This is a genomic window from Streptomyces sp. NPDC007896, from assembly GCF_042959425.1.
Lineage (GTDB): Bacteria > Actinomycetota > Actinomycetes > Streptomycetales > Streptomycetaceae > Streptomyces.
Genome location: NZ_JBIBKX010000010.1, coordinates 309,758 through 329,627, shown reverse-complemented (window position 1 = coordinate 329,627; position 19,870 = coordinate 309,758). Strand labels below are relative to the sequence as shown.

General features: G+C 71.1%; 14 protein-coding genes. 12 read left to right on the top strand and 2 right to left on the bottom strand.

Features of this window, described 5'->3' with window-relative positions; genetic code table 11:
- Window positions 1–107 precede the first annotated feature (107 nt).
- The 6 genes from ACFZDJ_RS31090 (at window position 108) to ACFZDJ_RS31065 (ending at window position 7,436) form a co-directional block, all read left to right on the top strand.
- Complete coding sequence (locus ACFZDJ_RS31090; protein ID WP_391063753.1) at window positions 108–2,363, top strand: MMPL family transporter; 2,256 nt, start codon at window positions 108–110, stop codon at window positions 2,361–2,363.
- Window positions 2,341–2,907 carry a GNAT family N-acetyltransferase gene (locus ACFZDJ_RS31085; protein ID WP_067370891.1) on the top strand — a complete coding sequence of 189 codons (567 nt, stop codon included), beginning with the start codon at window positions 2,341–2,343 and terminating at the stop codon, window positions 2,905–2,907. Before ACFZDJ_RS31090 ends, ACFZDJ_RS31085 begins: the two co-directional genes overlap by 23 nt.
- Before the next feature lie 64 nt (window positions 2,908–2,971).
- A complete protein-coding gene (locus tag ACFZDJ_RS31080) occupies window positions 2,972–3,577 on the top strand; it encodes a hypothetical protein (RefSeq protein ID WP_391063750.1) in 606 nt (201 codons plus the stop codon).
- 198 nt (window positions 3,578–3,775) lie between these two features.
- Window positions 3,776–3,973, top strand: a complete 198-nt coding sequence (locus ACFZDJ_RS31075; protein ID WP_391063748.1) for a hypothetical protein — start codon at window positions 3,776–3,778, stop codon at window positions 3,971–3,973.
- Window positions 3,974–4,077: 104 nt separating this feature from the next.
- Window positions 4,078–7,161: an AAA family ATPase gene (locus ACFZDJ_RS31070; RefSeq protein WP_391063746.1), complete on the top strand. Its 3,084-nt coding sequence runs from the start codon at window positions 4,078–4,080 to the stop codon at window positions 7,159–7,161.
- Window positions 7,162–7,208: 47 nt separating this feature from the next.
- The gene (locus ACFZDJ_RS31065) at window positions 7,209–7,436 is read left to right on the top strand and encodes a DUF6191 domain-containing protein (RefSeq protein WP_391063862.1); all 228 of its coding nucleotides are present in this window, start codon (window positions 7,209–7,211) and stop codon (window positions 7,434–7,436) included.
- Window positions 7,437–7,446: 10 nt separating this feature from the next.
- On the opposite strand, the gene ACFZDJ_RS31060 is transcribed toward ACFZDJ_RS31065, so the two are convergent.
- The gene (locus ACFZDJ_RS31060; RefSeq protein WP_390933660.1) at window positions 7,447–8,598 is read right to left on the bottom strand and encodes a PQQ-dependent sugar dehydrogenase; all 1,152 of its coding nucleotides are present in this window, start codon (window positions 8,596–8,598) and stop codon (window positions 7,447–7,449) included.
- Between the two features lie 114 nt (window positions 8,599–8,712).
- A complete protein-coding gene (locus ACFZDJ_RS31055) occupies window positions 8,713–9,720 on the bottom strand; it encodes an aldo/keto reductase (RefSeq protein WP_390933659.1) in 1,008 nt (335 codons plus the stop codon).
- A gap of 76 nt (window positions 9,721–9,796) precedes the next feature.
- Here ACFZDJ_RS31055 and ACFZDJ_RS31050 point away from each other — a divergent pair, with 76 nt between their 5' ends.
- From ACFZDJ_RS31050 to serA, 6 genes are all read left to right on the top strand, one after another.
- Window positions 9,797–10,738, top strand: a complete 942-nt coding sequence (locus tag ACFZDJ_RS31050) for an NAD(P)-dependent oxidoreductase (RefSeq protein ID WP_390933658.1) — start codon at window positions 9,797–9,799, stop codon at window positions 10,736–10,738.
- A 197-nt stretch (window positions 10,739–10,935) separates the two neighbouring features.
- Entirely contained in the window at window positions 10,936–14,196 is a 3,261-nt protein-coding gene (locus ACFZDJ_RS31045) for an EAL domain-containing protein (protein WP_391063743.1), read from the top strand.
- Between the two features lie 226 nt (window positions 14,197–14,422).
- A complete protein-coding gene (locus ACFZDJ_RS31040; protein ID WP_390933656.1) occupies window positions 14,423–16,279 on the top strand; it encodes an acetolactate synthase large subunit in 1,857 nt (618 codons plus the stop codon).
- Window positions 16,280–16,306: 27 nt separating this feature from the next.
- A complete protein-coding gene (gene ilvN / locus ACFZDJ_RS31035; protein ID WP_054234575.1) occupies window positions 16,307–16,837 on the top strand; it encodes an acetolactate synthase small subunit in 531 nt (176 codons plus the stop codon).
- Window positions 16,838–16,952: 115 nt separating this feature from the next.
- On the top strand, window positions 16,953–17,951 hold the full coding sequence (ilvC, locus tag ACFZDJ_RS31030; protein ID WP_168511445.1) for a ketol-acid reductoisomerase: 999 nt from the start codon (window positions 16,953–16,955) through the stop codon (window positions 17,949–17,951).
- 267 nt (window positions 17,952–18,218) lie between these two features.
- A complete protein-coding gene (gene serA / locus ACFZDJ_RS31025) occupies window positions 18,219–19,808 on the top strand; it encodes a phosphoglycerate dehydrogenase (protein WP_391063740.1) in 1,590 nt (529 codons plus the stop codon).
- Window positions 19,809–19,870 lie beyond the last annotated feature (62 nt).

Genomic DNA, 19,870 nt, shown 5'->3' with positions numbered 1-19,870 from the left:
TGAGAAGAACGATCGCTTCTGGCTGCAAGAGTGATGACGTATTCGTCATGCGTTCTTTGCGGGCAACTCCCGGTAAAGATCCATAAATCACTCAGGGAGCTTGTCCGTTGGCAGCCCTTGCACGCTGGTGTGTACGGCACCGCCTCGTCACCGTTCTGCTGTGGCTTCTCGCCCTCGGCGGGGTGAGCGCCGCCGCGGCCGTCACGGGCTCCGCGTACTCGAACAACTACGAGGCCCCCGGCACCGAATCGGGCCGCGCCGACCGGCTCCTGCAGCAGGGCTTCCCCGGTCTCGGCGGCGACAGCGACACCGTCGTCTGGCGGACCACCCCCGGCACCGTCCGCTCCGCCGCCGTCGAACAGACCATGACCCGCGCCCTCGACGAGATCGCCGCCCTGCCCGGCGTGGCCTCCGTCGTCAGCCCCTACGAAGGGCAGGGCACGGGCCGGATCAGCGGCGACGGACGTACGGCGTACGCCACCGTCACCTTCGACGGCCAGGCCGACAACATCTCCAGGAGCGAGGCGCAGGCCGTCGTCGACGCCGCCAAGGCCGCCGAGACCGACGGGCTCCAGGTGGAGTTGGGCGGCAGCGCCATCGGGCTCACGGAGTCCTCCGGCGGGCACCTCGCCGAGGTCGTCGGCGTGGTCGTGGCCGCCGTGGTGCTCTTTCTCGCCTTCGGCTCGCTCGCCGCCTCCCTGCTGCCCATCGCCACCGCCCTGGTCGGCGTCGGGACGGCGTACGCCTCGATCGTGCTCCTGGGGCACGCGATGACCGTCGCCGACTTCGCGCCCATGCTCGGCACGCTGATCGGCCTCGGCGTCGGCATCGACTACGCGCTGTTCATCGTGACCCGGCACCGGCGCGGGCTCAAACGCGGGCTTGCCGTGGCCGAGGCGGCCCGCAACGCCGTCGCCACCACCGGCCGCGCGGTCGTCTTCGCGGGCGCCACCGTCTGCATCGCCCTGCTCGGCATGCTCATCCTGCGGCTCAGCTTCCTGAACGGTGTCGCGATCGCGGCCTCCTCGACCGTGGTCCTCACCGTCGCGGCCTCCGTGACCCTGCTGCCCGCACTGCTGTCCTTCATCGGCCCGCGCGCCCTCAGCCGACGCGAGCGGCGCAGACTGTACGAGCACGGGCCCCAGCCGGAGCTCCCCACCGGACTCGCCGCCCGCTGGTCGGTGTTCGTGGAGCGCCACCCCAAGCTGCTCGGCGCGGTCGCCGTGGCCGTCATGGCGCTGCTCGCCCTGCCCACGCTCTCCCTCCATCTCGGCACCTCCGACCAGGGCAACAACCCGAGGTCGACGACGACCCGGCAGGCGTACGACCTCCTCGCCGAAGGCTTCGGGCCGGGCGTGAACGGGCCGCTGACCCTGGTCACCCACGTCGGCGGCGCCGAGGACAGGCTCGCCCTCGACAGCCTGGACAGCACGCTCCGGGCGACCGCCGGGGTCGCCTCGGTGACCCCGGTGACGTACGACACCGGGGGCGACACCGCGTACCTCACCGTCGTCCCGCACTCCGCGCCGCAGTCGAAGCAGACCAGCGACCTCGTGGACCGGCTGCGCACCGAGGTGCTGCCGCGCGTCGAGGCGGGCACCGGGCTCGACGTGCGCGTCGGCGGCGTGACGGCGAGCTACGACGACTTCGCCGCCGTCATCGTCGGCAAACTGCCCCTCTTCGTGGGCGTCGTGATCGGCCTCGGGTGTGTGCTGCTCCTGCTCGCCTTCCGCTCGCTCGGCATTCCGCTGAAGGCCGCCGTGATGAACATCGCCGCCGTGGCCGCCGCGTTCGGGGTGGTCGTCGCGATCTTCCAGTGGGGCTGGGGGAGCGAGCTGCTGGGTCTCGGCCGCGCGGGTCCGATCGAGCCCTTCCTCCCCGTGATCATGGTGTCGGTCCTCTTCGGGCTCTCCATGGACTACCAGGTCTTCCTGGTCAGCCGGATGTACGAGGAGTGGCTGGAGACCGGCGACAACCGCCGTGCCGTCCGGGTCGGGCTCGCCGAGACCAGCCGGGTGATCAACTCCGCCGCCGTCATCATGATCTCGGTCTTCCTCGCCTTCGTGCTCAGCGGCGACCGCGTCATCGCCATGTTCGGCATCGCCCTCGCCTCCGCCGTCGCTCTCGACGCCTTCGTCCTGCGCACTCTCCTGGTCCCCGCCCTCATGCATCTGCTCGGCGGCGCCAACTGGTGGCTGCCCCGCCGGCTCGACCGGTGGCTGCCGCGCATCAGCGTCGAACCGCCCGAGTGCCGAGCCGCCCATGAGAGGCTGGCCGCTGCGACGGACGCCGAGGTGGCGGACGTACTGGAGGACGAGCTGGAGAAGGAGCGGCAGCAGGATGTACGCGATATCCCTGGGTGACGACGGCGCGGAACTGCGGCCCCTGGAGCCCTGGCAGGCGGAGGAGTTTCTCGCGCACCTGGACCGGGGGAGGGAGTTCATCGGGCAGTACATCCCCTTCGGTTCCAAGGCCACGGACGTGCCCTCCGCGCGGGAGACACTCCAGCGGTACGCCGACATGCGCGCCGCCGACACCGGGTCCCTGCACGGCCTGTGGCTGGAGGGGAAGCTCGTGGGCGGGGTGCTCTTCCTGAATTTCGACGCCGAGCACGGCAACTGCGAGGTCGGCTGCTGGCTGGAACCCGCCGGCACCGGACGCGGTCTGGTCACCCGGGCGATGCGGATCCTCATCGACTGGGCGGTCGAGGAGCGCGGGATCCACCGTGTGGAGTGGATCGCCGCCTCGGCGAACGTGCCGAGCGTGAACGGCGCCCGGCGGCTCGGGATGACCCGGGACGCGGTGCTGCGGGAGAGCTACCCCCACCGGGGCGTACGCCTCGACATGGAGGTCTGGTCGGTGCTCGCGCCCGAGTGGCGGGCGGCACGCGCGCGTGAGCAACGATGATCTCGGCCGTCGCTCACAACGATCATTAAGAGACTTCTCAGACTCCGTCCGTACGGTGCGGGTCATGGGAACCAAGACAGTTGACGAAGCCGTGGACGCGAACGGCACCGAGGCAAAGAGCGACGAGGAGACCGTGGACGTCACCAAGACCGACGAGGCGCCGGACGCCGAGGTCGAGGAGACCGGCACCGCCGAAGCCGAGGACGCCGAGGACCAGGACGACCTCGACGCCGAGGCACTGGAGGGCGAGGACGCCCCCGAGGCCGAGAAGGGCACCCCCGGCGTCGGCCAGGGCGCCGCCGCCGTCGTCTCCGCCGGCCTTGGCGTCGTGTCCCTCACCGGCAGCTGGGTCGCCACCGTGGCCGCCGCCCGCGAGACCCTCGTCGGCCAGCTGGGGACCTCCTCGACCGCGAGCGTCGCCAAGCAGGTCAAGGAGGTCTACGGCGACGCGTGGGCGACCACCGCGCTGGTCGGCGGCCTCTTCGCGCTGGCCGCGCTGATCGTCGGCGTCGTGGTCCTGGTCCGGCCCGCCTTCGGGGCCCCCGGCAAGCCGCAGGCCGCCTGGATCAAGTCGGTCGCCTGGGCCGGCGTCTCGCTCGGCGTCATCGGCCTGGTCCTCGCCGTCGCCAAGTACTCCGACATCATTCTCGGACTGCCGTCCACCGGCTGAATCCCCGGCTGGATCTCCGGCTGGATCTCCGTACCTCTGAGGGGCCTTAGGGCTGCCGTAAGTCACTTATGGCGGCCCTAAGGCCCTTCGCGTGCGCAAGATGCGGAACTCTCCCGATGTGACGCACCCCCCTGGGAGACGAAGGTTGAGGCATCGCGGAAAGCGATGACGAAACCGACTCCTCACGAGGGACACGACATGTTCGAGTACGAGCTCCATCAGATGCGATCCAACGAGCTGATCCGCGAGGCGCAGAACCACCGCCAGGCGCAGGAAGTCCTCCGTGGCCGTCGCGCCGCCCGCCGCGCCGCCGCGCGCGAGTCCGGGTCGAACGACTCGGAGGGGCAGGCGCATAGCCCGCGTCCCCGCCGGCACCGGTTCGCCCGCGCCGCATGAGCGCGGGGGCGGGGGGCGGCCGTACGGGGGTCGGCCGCCTCCCGGCGAGCGGGGTGGCGGTCGCCCGCTCGATAACCAGTGCCGCACTGTCAGACCCCTGTGCGATGCTCGGGCCCGTGGAAACCAGGTCCGTCAGCCCGGTGTTCGTCGGTCGCACCGACGAACTCGGCGTCCTGCACGACGCGCTCGCCCGTACGGTCACTGGGGGTACCTCCCAGGAGTTCAACACCGGGGGAGAGCCGCAGGCGTTGCTGCTCGGCGGTGAGGCCGGAGTCGGAAAGACCCGCCTGCTCGAGGAGTTCGCCACCGTGGCCGTCCGCGAGGGCGCCGTCTTCGTGTGCGGCGGCTGTGTGGAGATCGGCGCCGACGGACTGCCCTTCGCCCCGTTCTCCACCGCCCTGCGCGCTCTGCGCCGGCTGCTCCCCGACGAGCTCGCCGCCGCGGCCGCCGGACAGGAGGACGAGCTGGCCCGGCTGCTGCCCGAGCTGGGCGAGACCGGCCGCGGCGGACGGCCCGACGAGGAGGGCATGGCCCGCCTCTTCGAGCTCACCGCCCGCCTCCTGGAGCGCGTCGCCGCCGACCGCACCGTCGTCGTCGCCCTCGAAGACCTGCACTGGGCCGACGCCTCCACCCGCCACCTGCTGGCCTACCTCTTCCGCACCCTGCGCAGCGGCCGCCTCGTCGTCATCGCCACCTACCGCGCCGACGACATCCACCGCCGCCACCCCCTGCGCCCCCTGCTGGCCGAACTCGACCGCCTCCGTACGGTCCGCCGCATCGAACTCGGCCGCTTCAGCCGCGCCGAGGTCGGCCGTCAGATCGCCGGCATCCTCGCCCACGAACCCGACCCCGCCCAGGTCGACGACATCTTCGAACGCTCCGACGGCAACGCGTTCTTCGTCGAGGAGCTCGCCGTCGCCGCCCACCAGGGCTGCCGCACGGGACTCACCGACTCCCTGCGCGACCTGCTCCTCGTCCGCGTCGAGGGCCTCCCCGAGAGCGCCCAGCGCATAGCCCGGATCGTCGCCGAGGGCGGCTCCACCGTCGAGTACCCGCTGCTGGCCGCCGTCGCCCGGCTCGCCGAGGACGACCTCATCGAGGCGCTGCGCGCCGCAGTCGGCGCCAACATCCTGCACGCCTCACCCGGCGGTGACGGCTACCGCTTCCGCCACTCCCTGGTCCGCGAGGCCGTCAGCGACGACCTGCTCCCCGGTGAGCGCTCCCGTTTCAACCGCCGCTACGCCGAAGCCCTGGAGGCCGACCCCACACTCGTCCCGGCCGACGAGCGCGCCACCCGCCTGGCCAGTTACTGGTACCACGCGCACGACGCGGCCAAGGCCCTCCCCGCCGTCCTCGACGCCTCCGTCGCGGCCCGCCGCCGCCACGCCCACTCCGAGCAACTCAGGCTCCTGGAGCGCGCGATGGAGCTGTGGGAGGCCACCCCCGAAGCCGTACGGGACGAGCTGCGCCCCATCGACTACGTGGAGGTCTTCCCACCCTGTGGCTGCGACCCGGCCACCACCCCCCTGCGCTACCTCGACCTGATGGCCGAGGCCGCCGTCGCGGGCCGGCTGTGCGGGGAGCGTGAGCGCGCCCTGAAGATCACCAAGCGGGCGCTGCGCGTCCTGGAGGACGAGGACGACCCCCTGCGCGCCGCGTGGTTCTGGATCCAGCGCTCCCGCCTGGTGCAGGCACAGGCCCGCGGGGACGGCTGGACGGAGCTCGCCACCGCCCAGGACCTGGTGCGTGGCCTGCCGCCGTCGGAGGTGCACGCCGAGGTGCTCTCCATGGTCGCCGCCTGGTGCAGTCTGCACGAACCGGGTCCCGGCGCCCTCTCGGCCGCCGAGCGCGCCGTGGAGTACGCGCGCATGGTGGGCGCCCGGGACATCGAGCTGAATGCCCGGCTCACGCTCGGCGGCCTCATGGTCGACGCGGGCGACGTGGAGACGGGCATCGCGGAGATGTACGTGGTCAAGGAACGGGTGCTCCGGCACGCCCCCTCCATGGTCACGGGGCGCGTCCACATCAACCTGCCCTCCCACCTGGAGTCCGTCGGCCGCTCCCGGGAAGCGGTCACGGTCCTGCGCGAGGGCATCGAACTCGCCCGTAAATCCGGGCTGTTGGACACCGAGGCCTGGGTGTGGGGCAACCTCTCGGAGTCGCTCTACGCGCTCGGCCAGTGGGACGAGGCCGTGGAGGCCGCGCGCAACGCCCTGGGTGTCGGCCTCAGCGGCAAACCGTCCGGCTGTGGTGCCATGCGCCTCGCGGATCTCGCGCTCGCCCGCGGCGACCTCGCCGAGGCCGCACGTCAACTCACCGCCGCCCGCGCCCACTTCGGCACCCACGACCCCATGCCGCAGCACTCGCTTCCCCTGGTCCGCACCGCGATCGGCGTCGCCGCCGCAGAGGGACGCCTCCTCGACGCCCGCGCCGCCCTGGAGGACACCCTCGACGCGGGCTTCCCGCCCGGCACCCAGCGCGACGGCTGGCCGCTGCTGCTCGCCGCCGCCACCGCGGAGGCCGACGCCCGCGGACTGCCCGTCGCCGAGGCGGGCCGCGCCGGGACCCTGGAGCGGCTGCGCAAGGCCGCCAAGTCCCTGGCCACCGGAGCACCCGTCTGGCTCGCCCATGAACGGTGGGTACGCGCCGAGCTCCGCCGCGCCGAGGGCACGGCCGACCCGCACGAATGGTCCGAGGCGGTCACCGCCTTCGAACCGCTGGAGCGTCCCTACGACCTCGCCCGTGTCCGTCACCGACTCGCCGAGTCCCTGCTGATCTCGGGAGCCGACGAGGACGACCGGGCCCGCGCCACGGAGCTTCTGCGGCTGGCCGGGGCGGCGGCCGGCCACCTCGGCGCCCGCCCGCTCGCCGACGCCGTCGCGCTCCTCGCCCAGCGGGCCCGCCTCGCCCTGGGCCGCGCCCCCGAGCCGTCGGCCCCGGCTCCCGCCGACCCGGCCGGGGCCCTCGGCCTCACCAGCCGTGAGCGCGACGTCCTGCGCCTCGTCGCCGCCGGCCGCAGCAACCGCCAGATCGCCGAGGAACTCTTCATCTCCCCGAAGACCGCCAGCGTCCATGTCTCGAACATCCTGGCCAAGCTGGACGTCTCGGGCCGGGGCGAGGCGGCGGCGCTGGCGCACCGACTGCGTCTGTTCCCCCAGGAGGCCCCCACCGTCCGGACGGCGGGCTGAGGCATACGCTGGTACGGACCCGGGCCGAGGGAGGCGCCGTGTTCAACATGTTCGAGGAGCTCTTCGCACCAGGCCGCAAGCACACCAACGACGAACGCAAGCGACTCGAACTGAGCCGCGTGGACCTGAACGACGGTGACCCGGGCCGCGGCCCCATAGACCTGACCTCCGGCAAGGTGGTCGTACGGCTGCCCAAGCAGGAGCGAGACCAGGAGCAGGAGGACGGGCGGGACGCCACGGGGGAGGAACCCGTGTCGGAACCGGACGAGTCCTGAGGCCGGACGCCTACTTCACCTCCAGCTCCAGAATCCTGTCGTCGCCCTTCCCGGGGCTGCCGCGGCCGTCCGTCTCGCTCGTCACGAGCCAGAGCTTGTCGCCGCCCGCCGGGACCACCGTGCGCAGCCGGCCGTACTCGCCCTTCAGGAAGGCCTGCGGGGCGGCGGCGGCCTCCGTGCCCTTCAACGGGATGCGCCACAGACGCCGGCCGCGCAGCCCCGCCATCCAGATGGAGCCCTCGGCATAGGCGATACCGCTCGGGGAGGCCTGATCCGTGTGCCACTGGGCGACCGGATTGTGGTATTTGGGGTCGCCGCTCCTGCCCTCGACCACCGGCCAGCCGTAGTTGTCGCCCGGCTTGATCTGGTTCAGCTCGTCCCAGGTGTCCTGGCCGAACTCGGAGGCCCACAGCCGCTGCTTGTCGTCCCAGGCGAGGCCCTGCACATTGCGATGGCCGTACGAGTAGACCACCGAGTTGTCGAAGGGGTTGCCGGGCGCGGGATCGCCGTCCGGCGTCATCCGCAGGATCTTGCCGCCCAGCGCCTTCGTGTCCTGGGCCTGCCCCCGGTCACCCGTCTCGCCCGCCCCCGCGTACAGCATCCGGTCCGGACCGAAGGCGATCCGCCCACCGTTGTGGATCATCCCCTTGGGGATGCCCTTGAAGATCGTGTCCGGCGCCCCGAGCTGCTCCCCGGACGGCTTCTTCTCGTCGTACAGCATGCGGACGATGCGGTTGTCCGAGGCCGTCGTGAAGTACGCGTAGATCATGTGGTCGGAGGCGTACGCGGGGGAGAGCGCGATGCCGAGGAGGCCGCCCTCGCCGGCGGGGGCCACGCCGGGCACCTGGCCCAGTTCGGTCTTCCTGCCCGTCTCCTCGTCGACCCGCGTGATCGTCCCCTCGTCCCGCGAGGACACCAGCAGGCCGCCCTCCGGCAGCGGTGCCAGGCCCCAGGGCGACTTGAGGTCCTCGGTGACGGTGCGCACCACCTTCACCGAGCCCTTGGCGGGCGCGGCCGTCTCGGTGGCCCGCGGGGCGGACGACGCCCCCGTCCCCGTACCGCTCGACGACGGGCTCAGGCCGCCGATCGGCGCCCCTCCTCCGCCACCGGAGGAACAGCCGGCCGTCACCACCAGCGCTGCCGCGGCCAACACGGCCTTCATCACTCGACGTTGCACGATCAGAGGTCCCTTCGACGCGGCGGTCCTACTGTTCATACACCGCGCGAGTCCCAGGGGTTCCCGAACCCGGACACCCGGTCCCTCCGGAGCGGGGCCTCAGTCCCAGGACCCCCGTGCCCCCGGCAGCGCCGCCACCTCCGCCAGGTCCTGCGCCGTCAGCCGCAGCCCGGCCGCGCCCGCGTTCTCCGTGACCCACCGCTCCCGCTTGGCGCCCGGCACCGGGACCACGTGCCGCCCCTGGGCCAGCACCCAGGCCAGCGCCACCTGGGCCGGCGTGACCGGGTTCCCGAGGTGGCCGTGGCGCCGGGCGATGCGCCGCAGCCCGACGAGGATGGGCTGGTTCGCGGCCATCATCTCGGCCGTGAAGCGGGGGTGGCGGGCGCGCAGGTCATCGGGCTCGAACCCCTCGCCCGGGGTGAGGGTGCCGGTCAGGAAGCCGTTGCCGAGGGGCATCGCCGCCAGGAAGCCCACCCCGCGCGCCGCACACCACGGCAGCAGCGCGTCCAGCGCCTCCGTCGACCACACCGACAGCTCAGCCTCCACCGCGCTCACCGGGAAGACCTGCTGCACCCGCTCCAGTTGCCGGATCGTTCCGTCGTGCAGCCGCCCCCCGGAGCGACGGGCGGACCGGGCGCCCACCGCGCACAGCCCGAGCGAGCGCACCTTTCCGGCCGACACCAGGTCGGCCATCGCGCCCCACGTCTCCTCGACCGGAATCTCCGGGTCCGCGCGGTGCAGCTGGTACAGGTCGATCACATCGGTCTGGAGGCGGCGCAGCGACGCGTCGCACGCCCGCTTCACATAGCCGGGGCGCCCATTGGCCACGATGTGCTGCTCGCCCACCAGCAGTCCCACCTTCGTCGACACGAAGGCCTCGGAGCGCCGCTCCTTCAGCACCCGCCCCACCAGCAGCTCGTTGGTGAAGGGCCCGTACATGTCCGCCGTGTCGAGCAGTGTCGACCCCCGGTCGAGCGCCGCGTGCACCGCGCGCAGCGACTCCTCACCGCGCTGTCGCGAACAGGTGTACGCCCAGCTCATCGGCATGCACCCGAGCCCGATCGCCCCCACATCGAGCGTTGCCGCGCCGATCGTCCTGCGCTCCACCTGGCCCTGACCCTCCTTCTCCCGGCACCCCAACCTAACCTCTGCGCGACCAGGCACCTGGCATAGCCTCCTGACCATGACTTCCGATGTGTGGCTTCCCTTTCACGCCGACGAGATCGAGGGCCTCCCCGAGGGCCTGAGCTACCGCTTCTGGGACGGCGACCAGGAGTTTCCCGCGGATCCCGCCGACTGCGAGTTCTACGTCGTCCCCTATATGAAGGCGCTCGGCGTAGGGCAGCGGCCGCTGGCCGAAATGACCTCCCTGCGGGTCGTGCAGACGCTCTCCGCCGGGGTCGACCACGTCCTGAAGGGCGTGCAGTCCCTGCCCCCGGGCGTGCAGTTGTGCAACGCCCGTGGAGTGCACGAGGCGAGCACCGCCGAGCTCGCGCTCACGCTGATCCTCGCCTCGCTGCGGGGCGTCCCCGACTTCGTACGGGCGCAGGACAAGGGGGAGTGGCACTCCGGATTCCATCCGGCGCTGGCCGACAAGTCCGTACTGATCGTGGGCTACGGCTCGATCGGGTCCGCGATCGAGGACCGGCTCACGCCCTTCGAAGTGGCGCGGGTGGCGCGCGTCGCGCGCTCCGAGCGCACCACGGCGCGCGGTCCGGTGCACCCACTCACGGAACTGCCCGCACTGCTCCCAGAGGCCGACGTCGTGGTGCTCTCCACGCCCCTCACCGACAGCACACGGGGCCTGGTGAACGCCGAGTTCCTGGCCCGGATGAAGGACGGCGCGCTGCTGGTGAACGTCGCCCGTGGGCCGGTCGTCGACACCAAGGCGCTGCTCGCCGAGCTGGACAGCGGACGCCTCACCGCGGCCCTCGACGTCACCGATCCGGAGCCGCTGCCCCAGGGACATCCCTTGTGGCAGACGCCCGGCGTGCTCATCAGCCCCCATGTCGGCGGCCCCACCTCCGCGTTCCTGCCGCGCGCCAAGCGGCTTCTGACCGCGCAGTTGAATCGTTTCGTGAACCAGGAACCCCTGGGCAACGTGGTCCTTACGACGGGCGCGTAGCCGGGTTCGGGCACCCTCCGCAGTCCTGCGAATGCGGGCGGTGTCCGCGCGGCCGCTGATCGTCACGGAGCGTAGAGGAACTATGTCCCTGAGTGACGAGACTGGTGTATCGTCCCGACAGGGGCTGCGCCGCGCACCGTTCGGCGCCGGGGATGGACATTCGGACTGCGAGGGGGGCGACGGGCGATGCACGGCCTATGGACCAACGATCCGACGCGGCGGGGCCGCCGACGACCCTGGCGCGCGGCCACGCGCAGACGCGGCCACGGCGGCCATGGTGGTCACGGTGGCCATCACCACCGCGGGCACAGCGGCCGCAGAAGGCATGCGCACCCAGCGCACACGGGCCGGCGGGACCCCGCGCGGACCGGGTGGGCCCGGTGAGCTCCCCCGGGGCGCTGCCGTCCCGGCGGCCCTCGCACGGCGGTGGGACGGGCCTGATTTCGCAACTCGTGCTGGCCCTGGTGTGCGCGGGATACGCCTTCGGTTCCGCGCTCGGCTGGGGCTCCGTGACCCTAGCGCTGTTCATGGGCGACTTCGGGCTGAGCGCCGCCGCGGGCACCGCCGCGGTCTCCTGCTTCCTCTACGCCCGCAGCCGCCGCAGCCGCTTTCGACCCGCGTGGCTGCTGTTCGCGCTCTCCTCCACCATGGCCGCGCTGGGCAACGGAGTCTGGGGTTGGTACGAGGTCGTCCTCGACCGCCAGGTCCCGAGTCCCAGCTACGCCGATCTCTTCTTCCTCTGTTTCGCTCCGCCCGCCATCGTAGGACTGCTCGTGCTAGCCAAGAGGCCTGTGACCAAGGCGGGTTGGGTCTGCCTGGCGCTCGACTCCTGGCTGATCGGCGGTTCCCTGCTCACGCTGTCCTGGAGCCTCGCGCTCGCCCAGGCGGCGAAGTTCGACGGGCCGAGCGTCGCGCACACCGCGCTCTCGCTGGCGTACCCGCTGCTGGACATCGCCCTGGTCAGCATGGTGCTCGCGCTGCACTTCAGGCGCTCGTCGGTGAACCGCTCGGCGGTGAACACCGCGATCGGCGCGCTCGCCCTGACCGTGATGTGCGACGCCCTGTTCACCTCGCCCCTCCTGCACAACAGCTACCACTCCGGGCAGCTCCTCGACGCGGGCTGGTTCGCCGGGTCACTGCTCCTCGCGTACGCCCCGTGGGTCGGTCCCCGGCTCGGGCAGTCGACCGCCGACGGTCACAGCGCGGACGAGCCCCGTAGGGACGGGCACGCACGCGTGGTGCACGAGCACAACCCCAGGCCCCGCCAGAGCGGACCCGGGATCACCCACCAGGGAACTCAGGGATCTCAAGAGCCTCAGGGATCTCAAGAGCCTCAGGGATCTCAGGGGTCTCAGGGGTCTCAGGGGTCTGAGGGATCTCAAGAGCCTCAGGGGCCTCAGGGCGCAGGCCACAACCGGTACCCGACCACCCGCCCGATCGCCGGATCACTGGCCGCGCTCACGCCCTACCTGGCCGCCGCCGTGTGCACGCTGGGCATTCTCTACAACGTCCTGAACGGCCGCAGCGTCGACCGCGTCGTGCTCATCACCGCCGGGCTCGTCGTACTCGCCCTAGTGGTGCGCCAGGGCATCATGCTGCTCGACAACATCACCCTCACCCAGGAGCTGGCCCAGCAGGAGAACCACTTCCGCTCCCTGGTGCAGGGCTCCAGCGACGTCATCATGATCGCCGCACCGAACGGCATCCTGCGGTACGTCAGCCCGGCCGCCGCCGGGGTCTACGGCCGCAACGCCGAGGAGCTCGTCGGCTCCGAGCTCGCCTCCCTCATCCACCCCGAGGACCTCGGCTGTGTGGTGCACGAGGTGCGCCGCTTCCTGGCCGCCAGCCACCTGGAGGAGCCCACCACCCGCATCGAGTGCCGCTTCAAGTCCGGCGACGGCGGCTGGCTCAATGTGGAGTCCACCGTCAACCGACACCACGGCGGCCTCATCTTCAACAGCCGTGACGTGACCGAGCGGGTCCGGCTCCAGGCGCAGCTCCAGCACAACGCCGAACACGATCCGCTCACCGACCTGCCCAACCGCGCGCTGTTCACCCGGCGCGTCCAGCAGGCGCTGTCCGGCCGCCGCTCCACCGACCGCGGCGCCGCACTGCGCGGCACGGCCGTCCTCTTCATCGACCTCGACGGCTTCAAGGCCGTCAACGACACGATCGGGCACCAGGCAGGCGACGAGCTCCTCGTCCAGGCCGCCCGCAGACTCCAGGACTCGGTGCGGCAGGGCGACACCGCCGCCCGCCTCGGCGGCGACGAGTTCGCGGCGCTCATCGTCGGCGACGGCAGCCGTGACCTGAGCGCGCGCGAGCAACAGATCCTGGAGCTCGCCGACCGGCTGCGGATCAAGCTCTCCCAGCCGTACGCCATCGACGGCAACGATGTCCGGGTCGCCGCCTCCATCGGCGTCGGCTTCGCAGAGCCCGGACTGGGGGCGGGCGAGTTGCTGCGCAACGCCGACCTCGCCATGTACCGGGCCAAGGCGGCCGGAAAGGGACGCGTCGAGCTGTACGCGCCCCAGATGCAGCAGGACGTCGTACGGAAGGCGGAGCTGGCCACCCGGCTGCGCTCCGCCCTCCAGGACGGCGAGTTCGCGCTGCTCCACCAGCCCGTGGTCTGCCTCGGGAACGGCCGGATCGTGACGGTCACCGCCCAGGCCCGCTGGCGCTCCTCCCAAGGGGTGCTCTTCACGCCGGCGGAGTTCCTGCGCGTCGCCGAGGACAGCGACAAGACCGCCGAGCTGGGCCGCTGGATGCTCGAGGAGGCGGTCGAGCAGGCCGCCGAGCGGGCCGCCGCGGGTGTCACGGTGCCCGTCGCCGTGCGGATGAGCGCGCGGCGTCTGCTGGACCGCTCGATGCCTCTCGGCTCCGTGGAGGCTCTGCTGACCCGGCACGGGCTCGCCTCCGGCTCCCTGATCGTCGAGCTGGCCGACACCGACCCCCGGGTCTCCCTGGACGAGCTGGAGCGGCGGCTGAACGCGCTGCGGCGGCTCGGCGTCCGGGTCGCCCTGGACGGATTCGGCAGTGGCTACGCGGCCATCACGACGCTCAGGAGGCTGCCCGTCGACGTGCTGAAGCTCGACCGGGGTCTCGTCGAGGGTGTCGTCGAGTCCGCCAGGCTGCACAAGATCACCAGCGGGCTGCTGCGGATCGCCACCGACCTGGGGCTGCAGTCCGTGGCCGACGGTGTGGACCTGCCCGAGCAGGTCGTCGCCCTGCGCGCGATGGGCTGCACGCACGGACAGGGCATGGCCTTCTCCGGGCCGCTCGACGAGTACCGGCTGCGCAGAGCGCTGTCCTGTGGCCACTACCCGGTGCCGCACGGCCCGGCCGAGCCCGCGTTCGCGGGCGGCGGCGCGGGGGTGTATACGAGTGGTGTGCCCGCGGTTCTCGGGGGTGGTGCGGCCCTCCGCTCACATAATGAGACTCCCGTCCCACCCACTTGACAGTCGGTGCGTGCCGGGGGGAGGGTCAATGCCATGCGCACCCGAATTCTCGTACTTGGAAAGCGCGTCGGCTGAAGCTGGTGGCCACCGGACGGACCCGGAACACCCAGCGACCGCACCCGGCGCGCTCCCCTCGCTTGCCTCACGGCACGAGGGGTTTTTTGTTGCACAGGCACCAGTCGTACACCGCACAAAACTCGCAAAAACCCTCAGCATCGAGAAGAGAATGCCGATGACCGAGCAGGCCACCGGGGCCCATCACCCGCAGCCGCGGCCCCGTTCCGGAGGACAGCAGTCCGCCCCCGAGCACGTCACGGGAGCGCAGTCCCTCATCCGCTCGCTTGAGGAGGTCGGGGCCGAGACGGTATTCGGCATTCCCGGCGGCGCGATCCTTCCGGCGTACGACCCGCTGATGGACTCCAGGCGTGTGCGGCACGTGCTCGTGCGGCACGAGCAGGGCGCAGGTCACGCGGCCACCGGTTACGCGCAGGCCACCGGCAAGGTCGGCGTCTGCATGGCGACCAGCGGCCCGGGTGCCACCAACCTGGTCACGCCGATCGCGGACGCGCACATGGACTCGGTGCCGCTCGTGGCGATCACCGGGCAGGTCGCGTCCAAGGCGATCGGCACGGACGCCTTCCAGGAGGCGGACATCGTCGGCATCACCATGCCGATCACCAAGCACAACTTCCTGGTGACCAAGGCCGAGGACATCCCGAGGACGATCGCGGAGGCCTTCCACATCGCCTCCACCGGCCGCCCGGGCCCCGTCCTCGTCGACATCGCCAAGGACGCCCTCCAGGCGCAGACCACCTTCCAGTGGCCGCCCACCCAGGACCTGCCCGGCTACCGCCCGGTGACCAAGCCGCACGCCAAGCAGATCCGCGAGGCCGCCAAGCTGATCACCCAGGCCAAGCGGCCCGTCCTCTACGTCGGCGGCGGCGTCCTCAAGGCCAAGGCCACCGCCGAGCTGAAGGTCCTCGCAGAACTCACCGGAGCGCCCGTCACCACCACCCTGATGGCGCTCGGCGCATTCCCCGACAGCCACCCGCTGCACGTGGGAATGCCGGGCATGCACGGTGCGGTCACCGCCGTCACCGCGCTGCAGAAGGCCGACCTGATCGTCGCCCTCGGAGCCCGCTTCGACGACCGCGTCACCGGCAAGCTGGACAGCTTCGCCCCGTACGCCAAGATCGTCCACGCCGACATCGACCCGGCCGAGATCGGCAAGAACCGCGCCGCGGACGTGCCGATCGTCGGTGACGCCCGCGAGGTCATCGCCGACCTGGTCCAGGCCGTGCAGAAGGAGCACAGCGAGGGTCACGCAGGCGACTACACCGCCTGGTGGAAGGACCTCAACCGCTGGCGCGAGACGTACCCGCTGGGCTACGAGCAGCCGGACAACGGCTCCCTGGCGCCGCAGCAGGTCATCGAGCGCATCGGACAGCTCGCCCCTGAGGGCACCATCTTCGCGGCGGGCGTCGGCCAGCACCAGATGTGGGCCGCGCACTACGTCCAGTACGAGCAGCCCGCGACCTGGCTGAACTCCGGCGGCGCCGGAACGATGGGCTACGCGGTTCCGGCCGCGATGGGCGCCAAGGCCGGTCAGCCGGGCAGGACGGTCTGGGCGATCGACGGTGACGGCTGCTTCCAGATGACCAATCAGGAGCTCACCACCTGCGCCCTGAACAACATCCCGATCAAGGTCGCCATCATCAACAACGGCGCCCTCGGGATGGTCCGCCAGTGGCAGACCCTCTTCTACAACCAGCGCTACTCCAACACCGTGCTGCACTCCGGCCCGGACGCGGACGGCAAGCAGCCGAGCGCCGGCACCCGCGTCCCCGACTTCGTCAAGCTGTCGGAGGCCATGGGCTGCTACGCGATCCGCTGCGAGTCCCCCGAGGACCTCGACAAGGTCATCGCGGAGGCGAACTCGATCAACGACCGCCCCGTCGTGGTCGACTTCATCGTGCACGAGGACGCCATGGTGTGGCCGATGGTCGCCGCCGGCACCTCGAACGACGAGATCATGGCCGCCCGGGACGTCCGCCCCGACTTCGGCGACAACGAAGACGACTGAGACCGAGAGAGAGCCGAGTCCACCACCATGAGCACCAAGCACACCCTCTCCGTCCTCGTCGAGAACAAGCCGGGTGTCCTCGCCCGGATCACCGCCCTGTTCTCCCGCCGCGGCTTCAACATCGACTCGCTCGCCGTCGGCGTCACCGAGCACCCCGACATCTCGCGCATCACCATCGTGGTGAACGTGATCGAGGCGCTGCCACTCGAACAGGTCACCAAGCAGCTCAACAAGCTCGTCAACGTGCTGAAGATCGTCGAGCTGGAACCCGGCTCGGCCGTGCAGCGCGAACTCGTTCTGGTGAAGGTGCGCGCGGACAACGAGACGCGCTCCCAGATCGTCGAGATCGTTCAGCTGTTCCGCGCCAAGACCGTGGACGTCTCTCCGGAGGCCGTCACCATCGAGGCCACCGGCGGCAGCGACAAGCTGGAGGCCATGCTCAAGATGCTGGAGCCGTTCGGCATCAAGGAGCTCGTCCAGTCCGGCACGATCGCGATCGGACGCGGGGCGCGTTCGATCACGGACCGCTCGCTGCGCGCGCTCGACCGATCAGCCTGATCCTTGGTAGGGGCGGTCGGTCATCGCCGACCGCCCGTATACCGAGACCGGAAATCTTCCCTTCCCCCGCCCGCCGTACGGTGGGACGCAACACCGCACACCAAGGAGAACCCCAGTGGCCGAGCTGTTCTACGACGACGACGCCGACCTGTCCATCATCCAGGGCCGCAAGGTCGCGGTCATCGGCTACGGCAGCCAGGGCCACGCCCACGCGCTGTCGCTGCGCGACTCGGGTGTGGACGTCCGCGTCGGTCTGCACGAGGGCTCCAAGTCCAAGGCCAAGGCCGAGGAGCAGGGCCTGCGCGTGGTGACGCCGTCGGAGGCCGCGGCCGAGGCCGACGTCATCATGATCCTGGTGCCGGACCCGATCCAGGCCCAGGTCTACGAGGAGTCCATCAAGGACAACCTGAAGGACGGCGACGCGCTGTTCTTCGGCCACGGTCTGAACATCCGCTTCGGCTTCATCAAGCCCCCGGCCGGCATCGACGTGTGCATGGTCGCCCCCAAGGGCCCGGGCCACCTGGTGCGCCGCCAGTACGAGGAGGGTCGCGGCGTTCCCTGCATCGCGGCCGTCGAGCAGGACTCCACGGGCAGCGCCTTCCCGCTCGCCCTCTCCTACGCCAAGGGCATCGGCGGCACCCGCGCGGGCGTCATCAAGACGACCTTCACGGAGGAGACCGAGACCGACCTGTTCGGTGAGCAGGCCGTTCTCTGCGGTGGCACCGCGGCGCTGGTCAAGGCGGGCTTCGAGACGCTGACCGAGGCCGGCTACCAGCCGGAGATCGCGTACTTCGAGTGCCTCCACGAGCTGAAGCTCATCGTCGACCTCATGTACGAGGGCGGCCTGGAGAAGATGCGCTGGTCGGTCTCCGAGACCGCCGAGTGGGGCGACTACGTCACCGGCCCGCGGATCATCACGGACGCCACCAAGGCCGAGATGAAGAAGGTCCTCGCGGAGATCCAGGACGGCACCTTCGCCAAGAACTGGATGGAGGAGTACCACTCCGGCCTGAAGAAGTACAACGAGTACAAGACGCAGGACGAGAAGAGCCTCCTGGAGACCACCGGCAAGGAGCTCCGCAAGCTCATGTCGTGGGTCAACGACGAGGCGTAAGCCGTACGGCCGAAGGGGCCGGAGCATCCGCTCCGGCCCCTTCGGTCAACCCTGGGTAACGCCCGTGAGCGCGACGTTGTCCACCCCGTCCAGCCACGGACGGGTGATCCTTCCACGGAGGCGCAAGAAGGCCCCCGTAGCGGCACTACACTGCTGCACAACATACGCGTCAGGCCCACAGCGTCGTGCGTCTTCCACGCGGCTAGCAACCCTCCACCGCATGCGGCCGTCGGGACGGCCGTCCGCATTGGACTTGTGAGGACTCACGTGAGCTCGAAACCTGTCGTACTCATCGCTGAAGAGCTGTCGCCCGCGACCGTCGACGCCCTGGGCCCGGACTTCGAGATCCGGCACGCGAACGGCGCGGACCGCGCCGAGCTGCTGCCCGCGATCGCCGACGTCGACGCGATCCTGATCCGTTCGGCCACCAAAGTCGACGCGGAGGCCGTTGCCGCCGCGAAGAAGCTCAAGGTCGTCGCACGAGCCGGCGTCGGCCTGGACAACGTCGACGTCTCCGCCGCCACCAAGGCCGGCGTGATGGTCGTCAACGCCCCCACCTCGAACATCGTGACCGCGGCCGAGCTGGCCTGTGGCCTCCTGCTCGCCACCGCGCGTCACATTCCGCAGGCCAACTCCGCGCTGAAGAACGGCGAGTGGAAGCGCTCGAAGTACACCGGCGTCGAGCTCGCCGAGAAGACCCTCGGTGTCGTCGGCCTCGGCCGCATCGGCGCGCTGGTCGCCCAGCGCATGTCCGCGTTCGGTATGAAGGTCGTCGCCTACGACCCCTACGTCCAGCCTGCCCGGGCCGCGCAGATGGGCGTCAAGGTCCTCTCCCTCGACGAGCTGCTCGAGGTCTCGGACTTCATCACCGTGCACCTGCCCAAGACCCCCGAGACGATCGGTCTCATCGGCGACGAGGCGCTGCACAAGGTCAAGCCGTCGGTGCGGATCGTCAACGCCGCGCGCGGCGGGATCGTCGACGAGGAGGCGCTGTTCTCGGCACTCAAGGAGGGCCGCGTCGCCGGCGCCGGCCTCGACGTGTACGCGAAGGAGCCCTGCACGGACTCCCCGCTCTTCGAGCTCGACCAGGTCGTCTGCACCCCGCACCTCGGCGCCTCCACGGACGAGGCGCAGGAGAAGGCCGGTGTCTCCGTCGCCCGCTCGGTGCGCCTCGCCCTCGCCGGTGAGCTCGTCCCGGACGCGGTGAACGTGCAGGGCGGTGTCATCGCCGAGGACGTCAAGCCCGGTCTGCCGCTCGCCGAGAAGCTCGGCCGCATCTTCACCGCCCTCGCGGGCGAGGTCGCGGTCCGCCTCGACGTCGAGGTGTACGGCGAGATCACCCAGCACGATGTCAAGGTGCTCGAACTCTCCGCGCTCAAGGGCGTGTTCGAGGACGTCGTCGACGAGACGGTGTCGTACGTCAACGCCCCGCTGTTCGCGCAGGAGCGCGGCGTCGAGGTCCGTCTGACCACGAGCTCGGAGTCCCCCGACCACCGCAACGTGGTCACCGTGCGCGGCACGCTCGGCGACGGCCAGGAGGTCTCGGTCTCCGGCACGCTGGCGGGCCCCAAGCACCTGCAGAAGATCGTCGCCGTCGGTGAGTACGACGTGGACCTCGCGCTCGCCGAGCACATGGTCGTGCTGAGCTACGAGGACCGTCCCGGTGTCGTCGGCACCGTCGGCCGCATCCTCGGCGAGGCGGGCATCAACATCGCCGGCATGCAGGTCGCGCGTGCCGCCGCGGGCGGCGAGGCCCTCGCGGTCCTCACGGTCGACGACACGGTCCCGCAGAACGTGCTGAGCGAGGTGGCCGAGGAGATCGGCGCCACCTCGGCGCGTTCGGTGAACCTCGTCTGACCTTCGCAGTACGCGGGCTGGGGCCCGGTCACCTGGGGTGACCGGGCCCCGGTCATGCGCGG